The organism is Ralstonia psammae (assembly GCF_958405935.1).
Taxonomy (GTDB): domain Bacteria; phylum Pseudomonadota; class Gammaproteobacteria; order Burkholderiales; family Burkholderiaceae; genus Ralstonia; species Ralstonia psammae.
The window spans coordinates 17,033-36,391 of sequence record NZ_CATZBU010000022.1; the positions used below are offsets into that span (position 1 = coordinate 17,033).

The window sequence follows — 19,359 nt, forward strand, 5'->3', positions numbered from 1 at the left end:
TCAGTCTTGTTCATTCTGTTCAATGTGTGTCATCCGGTCTTCGACGATGGCGACGGTGACGCCATCGAGCACGGTCTTGGGCACGATCATCCGGCCGCGCGGGCTGGCAATAAGCGCGCAAGGCTCGCACACCCCGTCGACGCCAACCTGCTCGCGCACCCAGGCGGACGGCTGGCCCACCCACGCACGCGCGGCAATGTCGGCCCGCGCGATCACGCGCAAGAGCAGTTGATGGCGGGTGCAGAAATCGAGCAGCCCCGGCTCGTCGGCCTTGATGTCGACCGTCGCAACCTCGCGCACTTCAGCCATTGCGCGTTGACCCAGCGCCTGCATCACCGCCTGCTCAATCGCATTGGTGGACTTGCCGCGCCGGCAGCCGATGCCGAGCGTCAGTGGCCGGAGCGCTTCCGTTGCCGTGGTGACCACCGGCGTGGCGCCGGTCAGCCTGGCAACCGCGTAGGCAAGCGCGTTGGCGCCGCCCTCGTGCCCGCTCAATAGCGGGATGGCAAAGCGGGCGGCCTCGTCGAGCACGACCACGGCCGGGTCGTGGTGCTTGCTCTCCGGCAGGCCGTCGAGGTAGCGCACGGCAATGCCGCTTGCCATCACCACGACCCACTGACGGTGCAGCCGGAACTGGCGGCGGAACTGGTCGCGCGGTGTCTCGTCCGCATGCAGCCACGGCTGGTACAGGTCCGCATCCAGCGCTGCGGCCAGCCGCTGCCCAAGCGGGAGCGCGTCGCAGCGTATCGGCCAGACCGCGATCGGTTTCATGCCGGGTCCTTCGCCGTTGCACGCTTGCGCGGGCGCCGTGTCTTGCGGTCGCTGCCATCGCGGAAGATGTGCGTGAAGTCCGCTGCGTAGAGGCTGGATTCCACCCCGCCTTCGCGCGAGAGCGCCTGACCGACCAGCAGCAGCGTGGTGAGCAACCAGTCCTTGTTCTCCACTTCGCCCATCAGCGCCCCCAGCGTGCTGCGATGGATGGCCTGATCCGGCCAGCTTGCGCGCCGCACCAGCGCCACCGGTGTGTCGGCCGGGTAATGCACCAGCAGGTCGGCAACGGTTTGCTTCAGGCGTTGGCCTGACAGGAAGATGCACATGGTTGCTTGGTGTTCCGCAAAGCGCAGGACCGACTCGAGCTCCGGCACCGCCGATGCGCGGCCCGACACCCGCGTCAGGATGACCGACTGCGATACCAGCGGCCGGGTCAATTCACTGCCAAGGGCTGCGGCGGCGGCCGTAAACGACGATACGCCGGGGATGATCTCGTAAGCGATGCCGAGCTTCTCCAGCCGGCGCATCTGCTCCGCGGTGGCGCCGTAGATGGACGGGTCGCCGGAATGGAGCCGCGCCACGTCCTTGTCCTCAAGCTGGGCGCGGCGATAGAGCGCTTCCTGCTCATCGAGCGACAATTCTGCGGTATCGAACTTTTCGGCTTCTGGCCGGCAGTGTTGCAGCATCTCGGCTGGCACCAGCGAACCCGCATACAACACCATCGGCACATTGCCGAGGATGCGGCTGCCGCGCAGCGTGATCAGGTCGGCTGCGCCGGGGCCGGCGCCAATGAAATAGACCTTCATACGTGACGTTTCTCTCTGGCGGTGCGGCGGATCAGCATGGTGGCGAGGTAGCCGCTTGCGTCGGCGTCCAAGTGCGACACGTCGTTGCACAGCACCTCGCCGGGCAGGCCAATGCGGCGCGCGAAGGCGCAGTGCCTGGCAATGTCGAGCGCGTTCAGCAACTGCAGTACGGCCGGCAGGCGCGCACCGATCTTCATCAGGATGACGATGTCGTGGGTCTCGATGTCGGCGCGCAGGGCGGCCATGTCATCGGGGCAAGGCAAGATCAGGATGCGTTCCTTGCCCTCGCCGAGTGGCCATGACAGCGCTGACGCGGTCGCGGCAAAGCTGGTGACGCCGGGGAAGGTGGTGTGATGTAACTCAGGTAGCCGGTCGCGCAGGGCGGCGAGCAGGTAGCCGTAGGTCGAATACGTCATCGCATCGCCGATCGTCAGGTACGCGACATTGCGCCCCTGGCGCAGTTCGGCGGCGACAGCGTCGGCCAGATCACCATAGTGCGCAGACAGCACGCTGCGGTCCGGATCCATCTGGAACTCGATCTCGCGGAATTTGGCCTCCGGAATCGCCAAGCCGGTTAGGCACTGGCGCGCGACCGAGGTTTCGCTGCCGCGTGCGCGCGGCAAATAGATGAGGTCGGCGCTGTGCAGCGCGGCCAGTGCGGCGACCGGAATCAGCCCTGCAGGGCCAGGGCCGACACCCACGCCGACGAAATGGCCGGGCGCGCTCACGCGACTTCTCCCAGCGGTGTGCCATCCATGGCGAAGAGCCGCACTGCCACGCGGTCGACGCGGGGTACCTTGGGTTGCATCAAGGCGGCCAGCCGTCGTTCAATGTCCGTCCAGAACGCCTGGGCGCCCGGCTTGTCTCGCAAGATCTCTACGATGTTTTCCACGGTGTTGGCTTTCTTTATCAATTCAACGAGCTCGCTGGCGAAGCCGAGTTCAACCGCCACGGCAGCGACGGCGTGCATCGCCATGCCGCTTTTGCTCGAGTGCGTGTCCCACACGCCCGCCAGCAGTTTGGCGAGCTTGCCGGGATGCCCGAGCACCCACAACGTTCCCAGGCGCGCTTGCGTCTCGTCCAGCGCCGCCTGGGTGTAGTCGAGGGACGCGCCGATGAAGTTGGCGATCTGCACCACCTGTTTCTTCGGCAACGCCAGGGTGTCGGTGGCAAATTTGCGGCCGATCTTGCCGGGGGTAAAGGCGATGGCCTCCGGCTGTTCACCCAGGGCGACTCGGATGTAGACCTCGATCGACGCCATCCATGCCGCGAGTGACATCGGCTCGACGATGCCGCTGGTGCCGAGGATCGAAATGCCACCGATGATCCCGAGCACCGGGTTGAAGGTGCGCTTGGCAATCTTCTCGCCGTTGACGCAACCGATGGCCAGATCGAATCCGGGATTGGCCGCGCCGTTCAGGACTTCGCTGACTGCCATCCGCATCATTTGCCGCGGCACTGGGTTGATCGCCGCTTCCCCTGGCGGCACGCGCAGGCCGGGCTGGGTCACGGTGCCGACGCCCTCGGCTGCGAGAAAGCGGATCTCGCCACAGTGATTGACCGTCACCTCGGCAAAGATCGTCGCGCCGTCGGTGTTGTCGGGGTCGTCGCCGCCGTCCTTTTTGACCTCGGCGCGTACTGCGCCGCTCGCCAGTCGTTCCACGTTCATCACCGGCACCACCAGGTAGTAGTCCGGATCCGGCAGGCTGACCTCGACCTCGCTGACCACCTCGCCGCGCAGCATCAGCATCAGCGCAGCCTTGACCGCGGCCGTGGCACAACTTCCGGTCGTGCGCCCACGGCGCAGGCCATTGGGGGCCAACGACGCGAGGTCGAAGGGGCGGCGGAGCGGATCGCTGGTCACTGCATCTGGTTCTGGCGATAGACCTGATCGATGGCGGCGATCATGAGCGCGTTGACGGCCGACGCCGCCCATGGTGAGCCACCGCGCGTGCCGCGGTTGGTGATGCGCGGCACTTGCAGCAACCGGCGCAATTCATCCTTGCATTCGCGCGTGCCGACGAATCCGACCGGCAGACCGACCACCAACTGCGGGCGCCAGCCGTGTTCGCGCACCAGCCGCACCAGCTCCATGATCGCAGTCGGCGCATCGCCGATCGCGACAACGACGTCATTGCCGAATTTCTGCCACGCGCGCCGGATGCCGGCGGCGGAACGCGTGATGCCGTGCGCCTCGGCCAGCAATTGGGTTTCCTCGTCATGCACACCGCACCACGTCTGCACGCCCAGTTGATCGAGCACCGCGCGTTTGAGCCCGCTCTGCACCATGGTCACATCGGCAACGATGCGGCGGCAGCGCAATAGCGCCCGAATACCCGTCTCCACTGCGCCGGGCGAGAAGTACAAGTCATCGACGATATCGAAGTCACCGCTCGTATGCACCAGGCGCTTGAGCACGATCTGGTGATCGGCAGGCACGCCGCTCCAGTCACGCCCTTCGTCGATGATGCGCATGCTTTCGGCTTCGATCGGGTGTGGCACGTAGGCCGGCCATTCGGCAACTTGCGGTGCAGCGGCCCCATCGCGGGCATCCTCGCGGCCCAGCAGACCACGCACCAGGCCGTGGTGGGCCTGCTGCGGCGTGCCGACCTGCTCCTCGAAGCCAATGATCTGCACCCGGTACTTGCACAGCGCGCAATTCATGGTGGCACGGCCTTCAACGCCTTCGGCCGCGCGCTCCAGAAACACATCGGCCACGTGCGGGTGCGCGCCGAGGTAGCCGGCCTTGAGCACCTCGATGCCGGGGTTGCGCGCGGCCAGATCGTCCGCCGCGGCGTAGATGCGCTTGACCAGCACGCCGTCAAACAGAAAGTAGGGCAGCACGACAATTCGCTTGTGGCCCAGCAGTGCCGCCGCCTTCAGGCCGTCGGCCACCAGCGGCCGGGCGGTGCCGGAATAGCAGACGAACGAGGTGCCGAAGCCGAGGCCTTCCTCCAGCATGCGCGTCAGCTTGGCGATCTCGGAGTTGGCGTCGGGGTCCGAGGTACCGCGCCCGACGACAACCAGGCAGGTGTCGTCGCGTGCCACCGTCTTATCGGAACGCCCTTCGGCCTGGATGACGCGCTCGCGGCACAGCTGCAGCAGCTTGGGGTGCAGATCCATCGCCGCACCAAAATGGAAGTCGATGCCGGGATGCGCCTGCTGAAGCGCGAGCAATTCGCTCGGCATGTCGTTCTTGGCATGGGTGGCGGCAAGCAGCACGCCAGGCACCATCACCACACGCCGTGCGCCATCGGCAATGACGGCGTTGACCGCCTGGTCGAGCGTTGGCGTGGCGAACTCCAGGAAGCCGTGCGCAACGGTGCGGCCGCCGGCGCGCTCGCGCAACAGCTCGACCAGCGCCGTGAATTCATTGACGCCGTCCGGATCGCGGCTGCCATGTCCGGCCAGGACGATGGCGTAATCGGCCGCGGTGCTCATCGCCCCTCCGGTGGCGGTTCGATCTGGCTCGGGATCGGGTTCAGCGTGCGGATCAGCATGATGCTCATGTCGGAAAAACGCTGATCCACGCACTCGGCCAGGGTTCCGCGCCATTGCGCATCGCCTCGCGTGAGGTGTTCCCACACCTCCACCGGCTGCCCGGCCGGGATGCCGTTTTCCAGCAGATAGGCGGCGATATGCCAGGGCATGAAAGAGCGCGCTTCGTCCCACGGACAGGGGATCACGATGGCGTTGCGTTGGTCTTCGAGCACGTGCACGAGGTGGCGCTTGAACGGTGTCAGGTCGCCGCGGCGGTGGAAGGTGATGAAGGTGGTTTCGTCAAAGCATACCTTGGCGCGCGAGGCCAGGATTTGCGCGGAAGAAATGCCGGGGATGGTATCGACCGGATGCCCGCAGGCCCGTTCGACCCGTTCCAGATACTGGAAGCCGCTGAAGTGGATGTCGCCCATGAACACGACCACGCACTTCTTTCCGGCGTGGTGCAGCTTTGCCACTTTGTCGAGCTGGGCGACCTGGTCGCGGTAGCCCATCTGGACGACTTCTGCGGTTGCGGGGATCAGGGTCTGGACAACGTTGACCACGGCATTGAAGCCGGCAACAACGTCGGCGTTGCGGATCAACTCGGCCGAGCGTTGCGGCAGGTAGCCGATGTCGCCGGGGCCGGCACCGATGCAGATGATCATGGGGCGTCCTTATGTTTGCGTGTAATCGAGCGAGGCGCCCGACAAGGGTCTGGCAAGACCGACAGTTGGGCCGATCACCAGCAGCGCCGGGCTGCCCAGGCTGGCTGCCGCCACATCGTCGGCCAGGCGTGCGAGCGTGCTCAAGACCTGCCGCTGTTCAGACCGGGTGCCATGCTGGATGGCTGCCGCCGGCGTGTCGGGCGGCAGCGCCTGTTGCAATTGCGTGCTGATGTGAGAAAGGTGAGCCATGCCCATGTAGATCACCAGCGTCATACCGCTGCGGGCGAGCAGTTGCCAGTCGGGCCCATCGCCCTTGTGGGAGTGACCGGAGACAAAGATCGCGCCATGGACATGATCGCGGTGCGTGAGCGGGATACCGAGCGTTGCCGGCACCGCGAGGCCGGCGGTGATGCCGTTGACCACTTCCACCTCGATGCCGGCGGCAAGCAGGGTCTGCATCTCTTCACCGCCGCGGGCGAAGACGAACGGGTCGCCGCCTTTGACGCGGGCCACGCAGCGGCCAGCCAGCGCTTCGTCAAGCATACGGCGCTCGATGTCAGCTTGCGCGGTGGACGCACAACCGCCGCGCTTCCCGACATGGATCACCTGGGCATCCTTCGGCACGAACTGCAGCACCTCCGGGTTGGCGAGGTCGTCAATCAGTACCACGTCGGCACGCTCCAGCCGGCGTACAGCCTTCAGCGTCAACAGCTCCACATCGCCTGGGCCCGCGCCGATGAGGTATACCTTGCCTGGGGCGCTCATTGCGGCAGCCTCTCCTGAACGGTGAGTCTCAATTGCTCGCCACTCAACTGGTCCATCGGCAGGTAATCTGCGTGCAGCGCCTTGGCAAGTTCACGGGCGCGGCCAAGCCGTACGAAATCCTGTTCCGTGTCGAGAACCAGCGCCGGTATGCCGCGCGCGGCCAGGCCTTCTGCAACCTGCAGCGATTCCTTCCATGGGTCGGCGCCCTCGTTCAGCGCAATGTTGGCGCGCCCGTCGCTGAGCACCACCAACAGAGGCGTAGGCCCATCCTGCCGCGCCAGCGTGGACGCCGCCAGTTGCAGCGCATGCGCGAGCGGCGTGCGGCCACCGGTTGGCAACTCGCGCAAGGCAGCCTCGGCCTGCTCGACCTGGCGGGTTGGCGGCAGCACCAGTTCGGCGTGCTCGCCACGAAAGCAAATGACCGCGACCTGATCACGGCGCTGGTAGGCATCTTGCAACAGGCCAAGCACGCAGGACTTGACCGTCTCCATGCGGCGGTGCGCCGCCATCGAGCCAGAGGCGTCCACCACCAACAGGATCAGGTTGGCCTGTTGGCCCACACGCACTTTGGCATGCAGATCGGCGCGGGTGACAGAGAAATCCGTCGGGTCGCGCAGCAGCGCGTGACGCAGCGTGGCGTCCACTGCGAGCTGGCTCGGTGCTTCGCTCTGCACGGCGCTGACGTACTGGCCGCGCCGTGTGCCGGCAACATGGCTGCGCCGGCCGCTGGCCTCGTGCGCCCGCAGTGCAGCCACATCGATGCGGCCGACTTCACCAGCCGTGACAGGCGCGAACAACTGCTCCGGCGCGCCGCCGGATGGCATCGCTTCGTCATCGCAATCGTCGTCCCTGGCGCCGCTGTCGGCAGGCGCGGGTTCCGTTGTGCTGTTGTCTGGCCCGCTACCCGCATCCGATTGTGGAGGGATGGCGGCTTGCTGCTGCGTCAGGGCATCCAGACGTTCCCGATCCAAACCGCTCTGCTCAAATGGCTTACGGCGGCGGCGGTGCGGCAGCACCAGTTCGGCCGCGTCGCGCACGTCTTCAGTGCTGACTACGGGCCGGCCGCTGAGCGCGGCAAGTGCACGTGCTGCCTTGTGCATCACGATATCCGCGCGCAGGCTGGCGACCTCGAACTCGCAGCAGAGTTGGCTGATGAAGGCGAGCAGCGAGTCGGGAAGCACGACGCTGGCAACCTGCTGCTGGGCGGCCTGAATTGTCGCCCGCAGGGCATCGGTCTCTGGCTGCCAGGTGGCGATGAAGCCGGCCGGGTCGGCTTCGAAGGCGAGGCGGCGGCGCACCACTTCGGCACGGATCGCAGGGTCGCGCGGCGCGCTCACCTCGATCATCATGCCAAAGCGGTCCAGCAACTGCGGGCGCAGCTCGCCTTCTTCCAGGTTCATGGTGCCCAGCAGGGTGACGCGGGCCGGGTGGCTGATCGCGAGGCCCTCGCGCTCCACCGTGTTGCGGCCCATGGCCGACACGTCGAGCAGCACGTCGACCAGATGGTCGGCCAGGAGGTTGACCTCATCGACGTACAACAGGCCACGGTGCGCGGCGGCAAGCAGGCCGGGCTGGAATGTTTTCTTGCCATCCTTCAGCGCGCGCTCGAAGTCGAGGCTGCCGAGCACCCGGTCCTCCGTGGCACCGAGCGGCAGGTTGACGAAGGGGACCGGCGCGCTGGCGGCGTGGCGGTCCTTGCTTTGGCAGGCGTCACATTCGGCCAGCGGTGCCTCGGGTTCGCAGTTGAACGCGCAGCCTGCCACGCGGGTGATCGGTGGCAGCACGTCGGTGAGGCCGCGTGCGGCCGTGCTCTTGGCGGTGCCCTTGTCGCCACGGATCAGCGCGCCGCCCAGGGTCGGGTCGATCGCACACAGCAGCAGCGCGCGCTTCAGTTGTTCCTGGCCGACGATGGCGGCGAACGGGTAGTGGACTCTCATCGCTTCTGCGTCTCCCCGCGTGCTTCGAGCATGGCTTCGCTGCTCAGATGCAGCGCTTGCAGTGCCGACAGGGTTTCCGGCCTGGGCTCGGCCCACAGCCGGCGCTGCGCTGCTTCGAGCAGCCGTTCGGTGATGGCCTTGAGCGCCCAAGGATTGCTTTCGGCAAAAAACTGCTGCATTGCCGGGGAAAAGGCATAGGTTTCGGCCAGTTGCTCGTACACCCAGTCGTCCACGACATGGGCGGTGGCATCGTAGCCGAACAGGTAATCCACCGTGGCCGTCAGCTCCAAGCCGCCCTTGTAACCGTGCTTCTGGATGCCGGCAATCCATTTGGGATTGGCAACCCGCGAGCGGAAGACGCGCAGGACTTCTTCCTTGAGCCCACGTACTGCCGGATTGTCCGGGTTATGGGTGTCGCCGAAGTAGTGGCGCGGCTGGCGGCCGGTCAGGCTGCGGATGGTGGCGATCATGCCGCCGTGGTACTGCAGGTAGTCGTCGCTGTCGAAGATATCGTGCTCGCGGTTGTCCTGGTTGTGCAGGGCTACTTCGACACTGGACAGACGGTGTCCGAAGTCGGCACGGGCATCGGTTCCATGGTCGCTGCGGCCATAGGCGTAGCCGCCCCAGTTGATGTAGGCGGTGGCGAAGTCGGCGTCCTCCTGCCAGTTCTGCTCGTTGATCAGCGGCAGAATGCCGGCGCCATAGGTGCCAGGCTTGGAACCGAACACGCGGTACAGCGCACGCTGCCCAGCGACCGCTGGCGGCAGGCGGCTGAACAACTGGTTCTCGAGATCGGTCAGATAGTGCTTGCGCAGGAAGTTCTGCTCAGGCGGCTCGTCCAGCCTGGCCACTGTGTGCACCGCTTCATCCAGCAGTTGGATCAGATGCGGGAAGGCATCGCGGAAAAATCCGCTGATGCGCACCGTCACGTCGATCCGCGGCCGACCAAGCTCAGCCAGCGAGATCACCTCAACGCCGACCACGCGTCGGCTCTCGGCTTGCCAGCGCGGGCGCACCCCCAGCAGCGCGAGAACCTGCGCAATGTCATCGCCGTGGGTGCGCATGGCGCTGGTGCCCCACACGCTGATACTGACCGACTCGGGCAACTTGCCGGTTTCCTTGTGATGACGGGCCAGTACCTCGTTGGCCAGTCCGGTGCCGATCCGCCAGGCCGCTTGCGAGGGCAGGCTGCGCGGGTCGACTGAATAGAAGTTGCGCCCGGTCGGCAGCACGTGCGCCATGCCGCGTGTCGGTGCTCCGCTTGGTCCGGCAGGCACATAGCAGCCGGCAAGACCCTTGATCAGGTTGTCGATTTCTTCCGAGGTGCGCGCAAGGTTCGGCACCAGTTCGCGGCAGACATAGGCAAGGGTGTCTCGAATGCCTTCGGTGCCGGCCAAGCCGGGCAGCGCCTGGGCCAGTACTGTGTCAACCGAGGCCGCATCGAAGTTGCAGTCAGCCAGTCCGGCCACCAGCCGGCGGCCGATGGCGGTAATTGCATCGACTGCGTCAGCGCGGGTGACGAGAGCGCGATCAGCGAACCGCTGGAGCGCGGCCGGTACCGTGTCTAGCCGCCGGCCTTTTTCATCCTGCAGCGTGGTCCAGCCGATGCCGAGCGCGGCGGCCACGCCCGCCGGCAGGCCGGGGATCGCCAGGTTAGGCAGGCGCACCAGCGCGCACACCATGTCGATCAGTGCGGCATCCGCCGGTATCTTGCCGAGAACATGCAGTCCGTCACGTATCTGCGCCGCGCCCAGTTCGCACAGATAGCCGTCGATGTCCTCGATCAAGTGAGCGACGTCAACGCCTTCCATCCTGGCTAGCGATCGCGGCACGCCATCCTGGTTCAGTGTGGCATCCCACTCGTGGTGGTGGTCCTCATGATGGGGATGGTCGACACCATGACCATGGTCGTGAGCATGATGACCGTGCCCATGATGGTGATGGTCATGACTGCCGTGGCGGTGCCCCTTATTCCCGGGCGATATCGGCCGGTAGGTCGAAGCGGTGGCCTTCTTAGCAGTCTGCAGCGGGCGGTAACCGGTGGCAATGGTTTGTTGCGCACGGACAGGCGCGTGATGGTGATGGTGCTCGTGACCGTGGGCGTGCCCCTGATGATCCTGGTGGTCATGATCGCCATGATGGTCGTGACCCAGCATCGCCGCGAGATCGGTATCGAGGCGCGCTTCCTTGATCAGATCCCAGATCTGTTGTTGCAACAGGGGAAGTTTCGCGGGGTCCAGCATTTCGACCTGGTAGTACTCGTCAACCAGTTGCGTCAACTGCGCCAGCGGTCCGTAGGTGTCAGCGGTGGTCATCGGCGGGGTGAGGTGGTCGACGATGACCGAGTGGGCCCGGCGCTTAGCCTGGGAGCCCTCGCCCGGATCATTCAGGATGAACGGGTAGAGCATCGGCAGGTCGCCCAGCAGCGCATCCGGAAAGCACTGTTCCGATACGCCGATGCCTTTGCCTGGCAGCCATTCCAGCGTGCCATGCTTGCCGACATGGACGAGGGCGTCGGCTTGCCAGTCGTCGCGCAGCCAGCGATACAACGCATAGTAGTGATGCGTGGGCGGCAGGTCTGGCGTGTGATAGATCGCGTCCGGGTCCATGCCGTAACCGCGCGGTGGCTGCAGCGCGACAAAGGCATTGCCGAACTCGAGCCCGGCGAACACCAGATTGCCCTCGTGCACGTAGGCGCTGCCCGGGGGCTCGCCCCAGCGCTCCCGCATCTTGTGCTGAAGCGCGGCTGGCAGTTGTTCAAACCATTCTGCGTAGCGCGCCGCCGGAACGGCGGCCACGGCGCGTCGAAGCTGATCCGTTCTCAGATAGCTCTCGTCATACGCGCCACGATCGATCAGGTCGTGGATGAGCGCATCGCTGGATTCCGGCAGGCCCTCGATGTTGTAACCCTGGGCCCGCATGGCGTGCAGCAGCGCGAACAACGATGCCGGCGCATCGAGTCCGACTGCGTTGCCAATCTGCGAGGCCTTGCTGTTGGAATTGGTGAAGATGAAGGCGACACGCTTGTGTGCCGCCGGTGTACGGCGCAATGCCACCTGACGTGCGGCGATGCCGGCCACGCGCCGCATCCGGTCGGGCAGCGGCTCGTAATGTGTTTCGTCCTGTTCGCTCTTGAATGACACCGGCACGCTGATGATCCGTCCGTCGAACTCCGGCAGGGCCACGTTCATTGCGGTATCGAGCGGGTTGAGGCCTCGTTCGGATGCCTCCCACTGCGCCCGGGTCATGCTGCTGGTGATGGCCTGGATCACCGGGATATCGAAATGCCCGAGCGCAGATACCGACCAGCCGGGCAGGGTGGGGCCATCCGCGTTGACATCACCCATGGCGAACGACGTGGTATTGATCAGCGCGTCGATGCTGCAGGCAGCATCGGCAACAAACAGCGCCAGTGCGGCTGGCAAGCCGGATGCATCCAGCGTACGCAGGGAGGCGGTGTAGACCGGCAGCGCGTTCAGGCCCCGTTGGGCCAGCATGTCGACCAGCACATCAATGAAGCGGGTGTTGCCGCTCAGCCAGTGCGCCCGGTAGAAGGTGATGCCGACGGTCGGCCACTGCGAGTTGCGGATCGTTGCCCAATCGCTCAGGGTCGCGTGTGCCGACAGTGCGGGGTGGTAGATCCCGTGTTCGGGAAGGGCGGCCGGCGATTGGTAGCCAAAACCGGTCATCAACAGACGGTCAGACAAGTAGCGCAATAGCTGCGCCATATTGCCGACGCCGCCGGCCTGGAGGTAGGCGGTGACCTCATGCTGCAAGGCCGGAGACACGTTGCAGAGCGCTGCCAGTTCGGGGTCCGGTTCTCCTGTGCCGCTGACAACGATCAGCGCCTGGCTGCGTATCCGCGCGGCCTTGCATAGCGCGTCAAAGCCCGGCACGTCATGCGCACGGCCGAGCAGCCGCACCACCACGACGCGCGCTTCGGGCAAAGTGGACGCGATTAGCGCGTCCATGCGTTCGGCGCTGTCGATGGTCTGCAGGTTCACTGCATCCACCGCGACAAAGTCATCGGGAAGCGTGGCACGGGCACGAGCCAGCGCGGTCAGGTCGGTGCCGGCATGGCTGAGCAATACGATGCGAGGCGCGGTGATGCCTGTCACGACGCGGCCTCCGGCTCGATGTCACCAACGCCCAGGCGATGAAAGACCAGCGGCTCTACGGGGCAGCCGCCCGACAGGTGCTCGCTGACGATGCGGCGGATGGCTGTGGCATCCACATTGCGATACCAGACGCCGTCCGGATACACCGCCATGATCGGCCCCTGTTTGCAGACAGCAAAGCAGTGGGTGCGGGTTCGCTTGGCCCGCAGCCCATCGCACGCGTCGATGGCCTGGCCAAGTAGCCTGAACATCTCCTCAGCCGTGGCACCGTTCTCTGTGCAGCGCGGGCCAGTGCACATCAGTACGTGTTTGTCGTGGCATCTCATTGCGGGCTACCCTCTAGCGTTGACGCGGGCAGGCTATCGTAGCCCTTCCATTTGTAGATGCCGGCCGAGACGGCCCAACTCAGGACGAGCAGACCGATCGCCACATAGCCAAACTCCGCCAGCCTCTCGTTGAGGCGGAACACCCACACCCAAGGCCCTTCGGTCAGATTCAGGCGGCTGGCCAGCAGACCCAGTGCCTCGATGGTGCCGATCACGAGTGCCATCAGTGCTGATGTCAACGTGATCGTGAAGTTGTACCAGATCTTGCGCATCGGGTTGATGAAGGCCCAGCCGTAGGCGCCAACCATCAGGATGCTGTCGACCGTGTCCACCAGGGCCATGCCGGCGGTGAACAGGGCCGGGAATACCATCACGGACAAGAACGGCACACCCTGGTGTGGCTGGGCGGCCGAGAGTGAAAATAGTCCGATCTCGGTTGCGGTGTCGAACCCGAGGCCGAACAGGAAACCAAGCGGGAACATGTGCCAGCTCTTGGTCACCAGCCGGAACATCGGACGGAATAGCCGCGCCAGTACGCCATTGCCGGCCATCAGCATGTCCATGTCTTCAGCGCAGACGGGTTCGCCATTCCTGATGCGGACGAATTGCTTCCAGACGCCGCTAAGGATGAAGAGGTTGGTCATCGCAATCGCGAGCAGGAAGAGGGCCGAGATGGCCGTCGAGAATCCCGCGCCGGCTTCCTTGAACACGCCCAGGCGGCTTTCCATGGCGGAGCTGGATGCGACAAGGACGAACACAGCCAGTGCGATCAGCGTCGAATGGCCGGTCGAGAAGAAGAAGCCAACCGAGAACGGGCGCTGGCCCTGCTGCACCAGCTTGCGTACCACGTTGTCGATCGCGGCGATGTGGTCGGCGTCGACCGCGTGGCGCAGGCCGAACAGATAGGCGAGCAGAGCGGTACCGAGCAGGGCGGGCTGCCCAGCAAACGCGACGATTGCCCAAGCCCAGACAAGCACATTGATTGCGATCAGCGCGAGAAGCAGGCTGACCGGCGTCCGGCGCGGTGCGGCGGGACGGTGCGCGAGCGGCGATGCCATCAAGAGGCCCTTTGCAAAGTGCATCGCCGCGAGTCAGGACAAAACAGCCAGGCTGCTTTTACGTATCCCCCGGTACACCCCGCCCGGCTTCAACCCACGTCGACAAGAGATGATGGCCGGTCTCCTGGCTCGCGCGTCATCGCCTTGCATCGCCTTCCCGGGAAGTTTCCGGTGGCATTTGATGCGGGCTCGTCACCTACAGTTGCGGGGGCAGCCACGGCTTCATACCGTGTTCCCGTTTCACCCTCTAATTGGGCACCATCATTCGTCGCCCGGATCATACGCGATGAGACTGGGCATGTGAACATTGACATGGCGCATAGCGAGCGCAGTGCTTGGTAGCGTCGCCTGCTTCCAACCCAGCGTTGATCATCCGAGTGCGGAGGGGGCGATCAGCGCACGCGAGTGCGGGATGTGGGATGCGGGCAACGTCGGCGACTAGTTTGCAATCCCAAACGTTGTCGTCAGAAATTACTAGAAATGAGGTAGTGACGGACTCGCCACCGCATCGCATAACCAAGCTTGCATACGGTCTTTAGCAACAAATGCCGCGACGCATGACTGCTCGATGGGGTTACATGTAGTTGCAATTTGTGCAGAGTGCGGTTATTTGGCGGCGTTAAGCTGCCGGCACCTTCCCTATCCAGGAGACACCTCGTGAATCCATCTCTTAAAGGCTTGCTGCTGGCCGTTCCGGCTTCCTTGCTTACCGTCGCGTGTGGTGGTGGCGATGGCGGCAGCGCCACCACCAGCAATGGCACTCTCCAGGTTTCGATGACCGATGCACCGTCGTGCGGTTACGACCACGTCTACGTCACCGTCAACAAAGTGCGCGTCAACGCCAGTTCGACTGCGGCGGATGCCGATGGCGGCTGGACGGACATCACGCTGCAGACACCGCAGAAGATCGATCTTCTCTCCCTGACCAACGGTGTTCTGAGCGATTTGGGCAGCGCGCCGCTGCCGGCTGGGCAGTACCAGCAGATTCGGCTGGTGCTTGCCGCGAACCAAGGCAATACGCTGGCCAATTCGGTCGTGCCCACTGGCGGCACCGAGCAACCGCTGTCCACCCCCAGCGCTACACAGAGCGGCTACAAAATCATCCAGCCCTTCACGGTGCAAGCCAACACGCTGGTGGATCTGGTGCTGGACTTCAACGCCTGCAAGTCGATCGTCACCCAGGGCAACGGCAACTACCTGCTCAAACCGGTGGTCACCGCGACCACGGCCGTGGTGAGTGGCGCAATCACCGGCTTTGTCGCGCCCGGCCAGACTGGCGCCACCGTCTATGCGGAGCAGAACGGCGTCGTGATCAAGGGCACCGTGGCAGATTCGACCGGGAAGTTCACCCTGTCGCCGCTCGTGCAGAGTTCGACCAACGGTAACTACGATGTCGTGATCGTCGACAACAACCCGGCGGGCGGACACGCTACGGGCGTCATCCGCGCGGTGCCCGTGACCGCGAGTGCGACCACCACGGTTTCCACCTCGACCCAGCCGATTACGCTGTCGGCATCGGTGACCCGTACGGCCTCCGGCACGGCCACCGCCGCGGCACAGGCGTCGCTGGTCGCGCTGCAGACGGTCGGCTCGGCGTCGTACGAAATCACCTCGGCCAATGCCGATCTCACGACGGGCGCCTACAGCATGAATCTGCCGGCCGCCACGCCGGTGGCCGGAACGTACAGCACCACGCTGCCAATTGCACTGGCGCCAGCAGGCACCGCCGGCGCTTACACGATTCAGGCCACCAGTTCGACAGGCGTCGTCCAAACCGCGCCGGCTAATGTTGCGGCCGGCAATCAGACTGGCATCAACTTCAGTTTCTGACAACCAACGCCGCATCGGCATCTCATAGCCATGAAGCACCTTCTGTTGATCTTTTCTTTGGGCATGTCACTGCTGGGCGGGTGTGCGGTCTACGTTCCGGATGCGGGCGTGGTCGCGGTACCGCAAGGCGGTCCGGGCAATGGCTTCTGCCCGCCGGGCCAGGCCAAGAAAGGCAATTGCTGACGGTATAGTTGCGCGCAGAAAGAAAAAGGCCGGTCGCGAGGACCGGCCTTTTTTTCAATGATCCAGCCAGCAGTTACTTTGACTTGCCCGAATGCATGTGCTTCCGCGACTTCCCATGCTCGTGCGCGCGATCTGCTGCACGGGCGCGGCCCTTGTCCCGATCAGCCGAGTCGGGGCCGTTGGAGTTGGTGATGCCCTGGCTGCGGATGTGTCCCATCGATGCGCCACCGCCCCTGGCAAACGCCGGAACCGAGGTCGCGCAAAGCGCGGCCATGACACTTACTACGAGCCACTGGGTTTTGGTCATACACGCCTCCTGTGTTTCGTAATGGCAAGTCGATTTTATGGAGCACGCGTGATGCAAGTGAAGCGCCGGTGCAACAAAACGTAACGTCGTCTCGCAGAGGTGCGCACATGTACGCGTGTGGGCAACGAACGTCGGTGTATCGGCTGTCAAGTTTCCTTCGAAGTCGCCGAAATGAAGATTCTGGATGTCCTCATTTCTCAATGTCGACCATGAAACACAAACAACTCAGTTTTGTAGTACTGACCGCATGTGCTTTGTTGCCCGTGTTATCCGCCCGGGCAACGGATCAATCACAAGCTGCGGTGGAACCGCAGTGGGTTTCACAGTTGATCGTTAAGGAGCGTGGAGCGAATGCGGCCGGCACCCTGGACGTGGCGGCTGCAACCCAACGTTGGGCGAGCGCTGCGCAGCTGCCTCTTGGGTACAAGCGGCCGATGTCAACCGGTGCGCATGTGGTCGTGCTGCCCAAAGCGATGTTGCTTGACGATGCGCTGGTCGTCGCCAGCCGCATGGAGGCAAGCGGACAGTTCGAATATGTTTCGCCCGACCGCAAGATGCGCCCCGCAGCCGTGGTTACGGATCCACTCTTCAGCCAGCAATGGAACTTGATGCCGCCGAGTACTTCGGCCGGTGGGGCCAACATCGCTGGTGCCTGGAGTACCACCAAGGGCTCGGGCCTGGTGACGGTGGGGATAGTCGATACTGGCCTGATTGCGACCCATGTGGATCTCTCTGGAGCTGCCATCCGCACTGGCTACGACTTTGTCAGCAGCACCGCCATGACTGGCACGCCGGATCCGCAAACCGGATTGTCGATTCCTCTCCATTTCGTTGAGAACGATCCGACAGAACCGGGGCGTGACCCGGACCCTTCCGATCCGGGCAACTGGGTCAGCAGTTCCGACGCGGCAAACTACCCAACGTTTTGCGGCGCGGCCGTCAACAGCGACTGGCACGGGACGTTCGTCACAGGCCTGATTGCCGCGCAGCAGAACACGATTGGTATCGCGGGGATCGCACCTGCAACCGGGGTGCTAATGGCGCGCGCACTGGGCAAGTGCGGGGGCGTCAGCTCCGACATCATCGATGCGATGACTTGGGCCGCCGGTGGTGTAGTGCAGAACGTTCCGGTCAACACGAATCCGGCCAAGGTTCTCAATCTGAGCCTGGGCGGCATAGGGAGTTGCACCTCCGCGGAACAAGCCGCAGTCAATGCGGTACGAGCGTTGGGGGCAAGCGTGATCGTGGCGACGGGCAATGAAGCCGGCCCGGTAGATTCGCCGGCGAACTGCGCGGGCGTGATTGCCGTGACGGCGCACACCATCGACGGAGATAGAGCATCCTATGCCAACGTCGGGGCGGAGACGACACTCAGCGCGCCGGGTGGTGGGCACGGTACCGTGTTGTCTGGCACTGGCAACTTGATCCCATCGCTGTCCAATAGCGGAACGCAGGGTCCAACCACCGATGCCTATGCGCTCGGCGCGGGCACATCGTTCGCGACGCCGCATGTCTCGGGCGTGGCCGCCTTGATGCTGTCGCTCGTGCCGACTCTTACGCCGGACCAGGTGGCGACGCTGCTCAAGCAATCGTCCAGACCGTTCCCAGCCGGCACTTACTGCGCCGCGCACGCGGGTACGTGTGGCAGTGGCATGCTGGACGGCGTCTCCGCGCTGTTGCAGACGCAAGGCAAGCCGACCTTGCATGCCGCTACCCCTGCCGCTGGCGCAACCGCGAATGCCGCAGTAACGTTGTCGGCGGTTGGTGGACCAGGCTTCGGCAATACCGTCGCTAGCGTGACCTGGACGCAAACCGCCGGTGCGACGGTGGCAGTGACATCGAGTGGCCCTGACACCAACGGGGCCATCAATGGTGTCTTCACGCCACCGAGCCGAGGGACTTACAGCTTCAACGTCACGCTCACGAATAGCGCCGGGACGTCCGCCACAGACAGCGTCACCTTAAACGTGGCGGCAGCCGCTCCTACGTCAACAGGCTCCCCCTCGACGGGAACTTCGACCGGCACCACGGCAAGCCCTTCTTCTGGCAGCGGCGGAGGTGGCACGGTGAGCCTGCCGTTCTCCGTGTTGCTCGTGGTGGCGGGGGCGGCAGCATTCACGCAGCGCCGGCGGGACGCGGCGAAAGCTTGATGGTATCGAGATTCACTGAATCGGGAACCGTCGGACCGCGAGATATAGCCATTTGCCTACTCGTTATTCAGCGAACTTGGAACTCCTGGTTCACTTAACTTGGAACTATCCGGGGTTCGAGTCACTGAATTTGAAACTTTCCGGAGTGATTCTTGAGCCGCATTACGTAAGCGCTCACATGGGCCGGAAACCCGGCCTCTGCTGCAGAACTACAGTAGCTGCAGCAGGCGGCTCAAAAACGGCTGCAGCGCTTGGCCTCCAGGTGCCAGCATCACTACGGCAACTACACCGGCGACCCGGATATGGCAAGACCCGTCTACTGTGCGAAGTTGTTACGCGGCTGGCGCGCAATAAACCTAGCTGGCAGATTCGGTTTGTCTCGCAAACGGAGGAGCTGAGGACGAAGCACCTCGAGCGTCTGGGGGACGGCCCACTGCTCTTAATCGCGGATGACGCACATGATCGAGACGACCTGGGTGTGCTTCTTCGCTTTGCAGCCGCAAACGCTCAGAAGGTGAATCGCCCCGGCTTTTGAGGAGGCCGGTTGGTTTAAGTTGAGACCGCTTCAGCGGCCTCGCTGGCAAGCTGCCGCCAGTAGTTTGCCTCAGCTTCAGCCGGTGGGATGTATCCGATGGGCTCAAGCAGTCGGATGTGGTTGAACCTGTGCACCCATTGCAGCGTGGCGAGCTCCACGGATTCCCTGGACTTCCAGGGCGCCCGCCGGTGAATCAACTCGGCCTTGTACAGCCCGTTGATGGTTTCGGCCAGTGCGTTGTCGTAGCTGTCGCCACGGCTGCCGACCGAGGGCTCAATTCCGGCCTCGGCCAGCTGCTCTGTGTAGCGAATGGACAGGTATTGGGCGGATTCAACCGGTCGTCGCAACACCGGGTTGTCATGCAGATATTAGATGCTCGTTCAATACTTCGGCCGGCGTCTTCCAACCAAGCGTTTTCCGTGGTCTGC

General features: G+C 64.3%; 15 protein-coding genes, 1 pseudogene and 1 riboswitch. Of the genes and pseudogenes, 3 read left to right on the forward strand and 13 right to left on the reverse strand.

Features of this window, described 5'->3' with window-relative positions; genetic code table 11:
• The 11 genes from R2N16_RS24110 to R2N16_RS24160 form a co-directional block, all read right to left on the reverse strand.
• On the reverse strand, window positions 1-771 hold the full coding sequence (locus R2N16_RS24110; protein ID WP_316669344.1) for a cobalamin biosynthesis protein: 771 nt from the start codon (window positions 769-771) through the stop codon (window positions 1-3).
• Complete coding sequence (gene cobM, locus R2N16_RS24115; RefSeq protein ID WP_316669347.1) at window positions 768-1,577, reverse strand: precorrin-4 C(11)-methyltransferase; 810 nt, start codon at window positions 1,575-1,577, stop codon at window positions 768-770. Before cobM ends, R2N16_RS24110 begins: the two co-directional genes overlap by 4 nt.
• Window positions 1,574-2,305 (reverse strand): precorrin-2 C(20)-methyltransferase, encoded by a 732-nt coding sequence (cobI, locus tag R2N16_RS24120; RefSeq protein WP_316669349.1) that lies wholly within the window; start codon window positions 2,303-2,305, stop codon window positions 1,574-1,576. The genes cobM and cobI overlap by 4 nt, the downstream gene beginning before the upstream one ends.
• A complete protein-coding gene (gene cbiD / locus R2N16_RS24125) occupies window positions 2,302-3,441 on the reverse strand; it encodes a cobalt-precorrin-5B (C(1))-methyltransferase CbiD (protein WP_316669351.1) in 1,140 nt (379 codons plus the stop codon). Before cbiD ends, cobI begins: the two co-directional genes overlap by 4 nt.
• On the reverse strand, window positions 3,438-5,018 hold the full coding sequence (locus R2N16_RS24130) for a precorrin-8X methylmutase (protein WP_316669352.1): 1,581 nt from the start codon (window positions 5,016-5,018) through the stop codon (window positions 3,438-3,440). The genes cbiD and R2N16_RS24130 overlap by 4 nt, the downstream gene beginning before the upstream one ends.
• Complete coding sequence (locus tag R2N16_RS24135; RefSeq protein ID WP_124382148.1) at window positions 5,015-5,722, reverse strand: cobalt-precorrin-7 (C(5))-methyltransferase; 708 nt, start codon at window positions 5,720-5,722, stop codon at window positions 5,015-5,017. The genes R2N16_RS24130 and R2N16_RS24135 overlap by 4 nt, the downstream gene beginning before the upstream one ends.
• Window positions 5,723-5,731: 9 nt before the next feature.
• Complete coding sequence (gene cobA, locus R2N16_RS24140; protein ID WP_316669356.1) at window positions 5,732-6,487, reverse strand: uroporphyrinogen-III C-methyltransferase; 756 nt, start codon at window positions 6,485-6,487, stop codon at window positions 5,732-5,734.
• A complete protein-coding gene (locus R2N16_RS24145; protein ID WP_316669358.1) occupies window positions 6,484-8,424 on the reverse strand; it encodes a putative cobaltochelatase in 1,941 nt (646 codons plus the stop codon). Before R2N16_RS24145 ends, cobA begins: the two co-directional genes overlap by 4 nt.
• A complete protein-coding gene (locus tag R2N16_RS24150) occupies window positions 8,421-12,371 on the reverse strand; it encodes a cobaltochelatase subunit CobN (RefSeq protein ID WP_428984163.1) in 3,951 nt (1,316 codons plus the stop codon). Before R2N16_RS24150 ends, R2N16_RS24145 begins: the two co-directional genes overlap by 4 nt.
• A 167-nt stretch (window positions 12,372-12,538) precedes the next feature.
• Window positions 12,539-12,868, reverse strand: a complete 330-nt coding sequence (locus R2N16_RS24155) for a (2Fe-2S) ferredoxin domain-containing protein (protein ID WP_124382152.1) — start codon at window positions 12,866-12,868, stop codon at window positions 12,539-12,541.
• A complete protein-coding gene (locus R2N16_RS24160) occupies window positions 12,865-13,926 on the reverse strand; it encodes a HoxN/HupN/NixA family nickel/cobalt transporter (RefSeq protein ID WP_316669363.1) in 1,062 nt (353 codons plus the stop codon). The genes R2N16_RS24155 and R2N16_RS24160 overlap by 4 nt, the downstream gene beginning before the upstream one ends.
• Window positions 13,927-14,023: 97 nt before the next feature.
• Window positions 14,024-14,204: riboswitch (cobalamin riboswitch) on the reverse strand.
• A 379-nt stretch (window positions 14,205-14,583) separates the two neighbouring features.
• On the opposite strand from R2N16_RS24160, the gene R2N16_RS24165 reads away from it, so the two are divergent.
• Window positions 14,584-15,756, forward strand: a complete 1,173-nt coding sequence (locus tag R2N16_RS24165) for a DUF4382 domain-containing protein (RefSeq protein WP_316669365.1) — start codon at window positions 14,584-14,586, stop codon at window positions 15,754-15,756.
• A 30-nt stretch (window positions 15,757-15,786) separates the two neighbouring features.
• Window positions 15,787-15,939 carry a hypothetical protein gene (locus R2N16_RS24170; RefSeq protein ID WP_316669367.1) on the forward strand — a complete coding sequence of 51 codons (153 nt, stop codon included), beginning with the start codon at window positions 15,787-15,789 and terminating at the stop codon, window positions 15,937-15,939.
• Between the two features lie 73 nt (window positions 15,940-16,012).
• Here the strand turns inward: R2N16_RS24170 and R2N16_RS24175 are convergent, their stop codons facing one another.
• Window positions 16,013-16,246 carry a hypothetical protein gene (locus R2N16_RS24175; RefSeq protein ID WP_428984164.1) on the reverse strand — a complete coding sequence of 78 codons (234 nt, stop codon included), beginning with the start codon at window positions 16,244-16,246 and terminating at the stop codon, window positions 16,013-16,015.
• A gap of 200 nt (window positions 16,247-16,446) precedes the next feature.
• Between R2N16_RS24175 and mprA the strand changes: the two genes are divergently transcribed.
• A complete protein-coding gene (gene mprA / locus R2N16_RS24180) occupies window positions 16,447-18,396 on the forward strand; it encodes an MprA protease, GlyGly-CTERM protein-sorting domain-containing form (protein ID WP_316669369.1) in 1,950 nt (649 codons plus the stop codon).
• Between the two features lie 549 nt (window positions 18,397-18,945).
• Here mprA and R2N16_RS24185 read toward each other — a convergent pair.
• Window positions 18,946-19,257 (reverse strand): annotated as a pseudogene (locus R2N16_RS24185) (integrase core domain-containing protein); the annotation flags it as partial.
• Window positions 19,258-19,359: the final 102 nt, after the last annotated feature.

Excerpts from the sequence above, each read along its gene's own strand:
- R2N16_RS24110 (WP_316669344.1), bottom strand. The coding sequence starts at position 771 with ATGAAACCGATCGCGGTCTGGCCGATACGCTGCGACGCGCTCCCGCTT.
- cobM (WP_316669347.1), bottom strand. The coding sequence starts at position 1,577 with ATGAAGGTCTATTTCATTGGCGCCGGCCCCGGCGCAGCCGACCTGATC.
- R2N16_RS24130 (WP_316669352.1), bottom strand. The coding sequence starts at position 5,018 with ATGAGCACCGCGGCCGATTACGCCATCGTCCTGGCCGGACATGGCAGC.
- R2N16_RS24135 (WP_124382148.1), bottom strand. The coding sequence starts at position 5,722 with ATGATCATCTGCATCGGTGCCGGCCCCGGCGACATCGGCTACCTGCCG.
- cobA (WP_316669356.1), bottom strand. The coding sequence starts at position 6,487 with ATGAGCGCCCCAGGCAAGGTATACCTCATCGGCGCGGGCCCAGGCGAT.
- R2N16_RS24145 (WP_316669358.1), bottom strand. The coding sequence starts at position 8,424 with ATGAGAGTCCACTACCCGTTCGCCGCCATCGTCGGCCAGGAACAACTG.
- R2N16_RS24155 (WP_124382152.1), bottom strand. The coding sequence starts at position 12,868 with ATGAGATGCCACGACAAACACGTACTGATGTGCACTGGCCCGCGCTGC.
- R2N16_RS24160 (WP_316669363.1), bottom strand. The coding sequence starts at position 13,926 with ATGGCATCGCCGCTCGCGCACCGTCCCGCCGCACCGCGCCGGACGCCG.
- R2N16_RS24170 (WP_316669367.1), top strand. The coding sequence starts at position 15,787 with ATGAAGCACCTTCTGTTGATCTTTTCTTTGGGCATGTCACTGCTGGGC.
- R2N16_RS24175 (WP_428984164.1), bottom strand. The coding sequence starts at position 16,246 with ATGACCAAAACCCAGTGGCTCGTAGTAAGTGTCATGGCCGCGCTTTGC.
- mprA (WP_316669369.1), top strand. The coding sequence starts at position 16,447 with ATGTCGACCATGAAACACAAACAACTCAGTTTTGTAGTACTGACCGCA.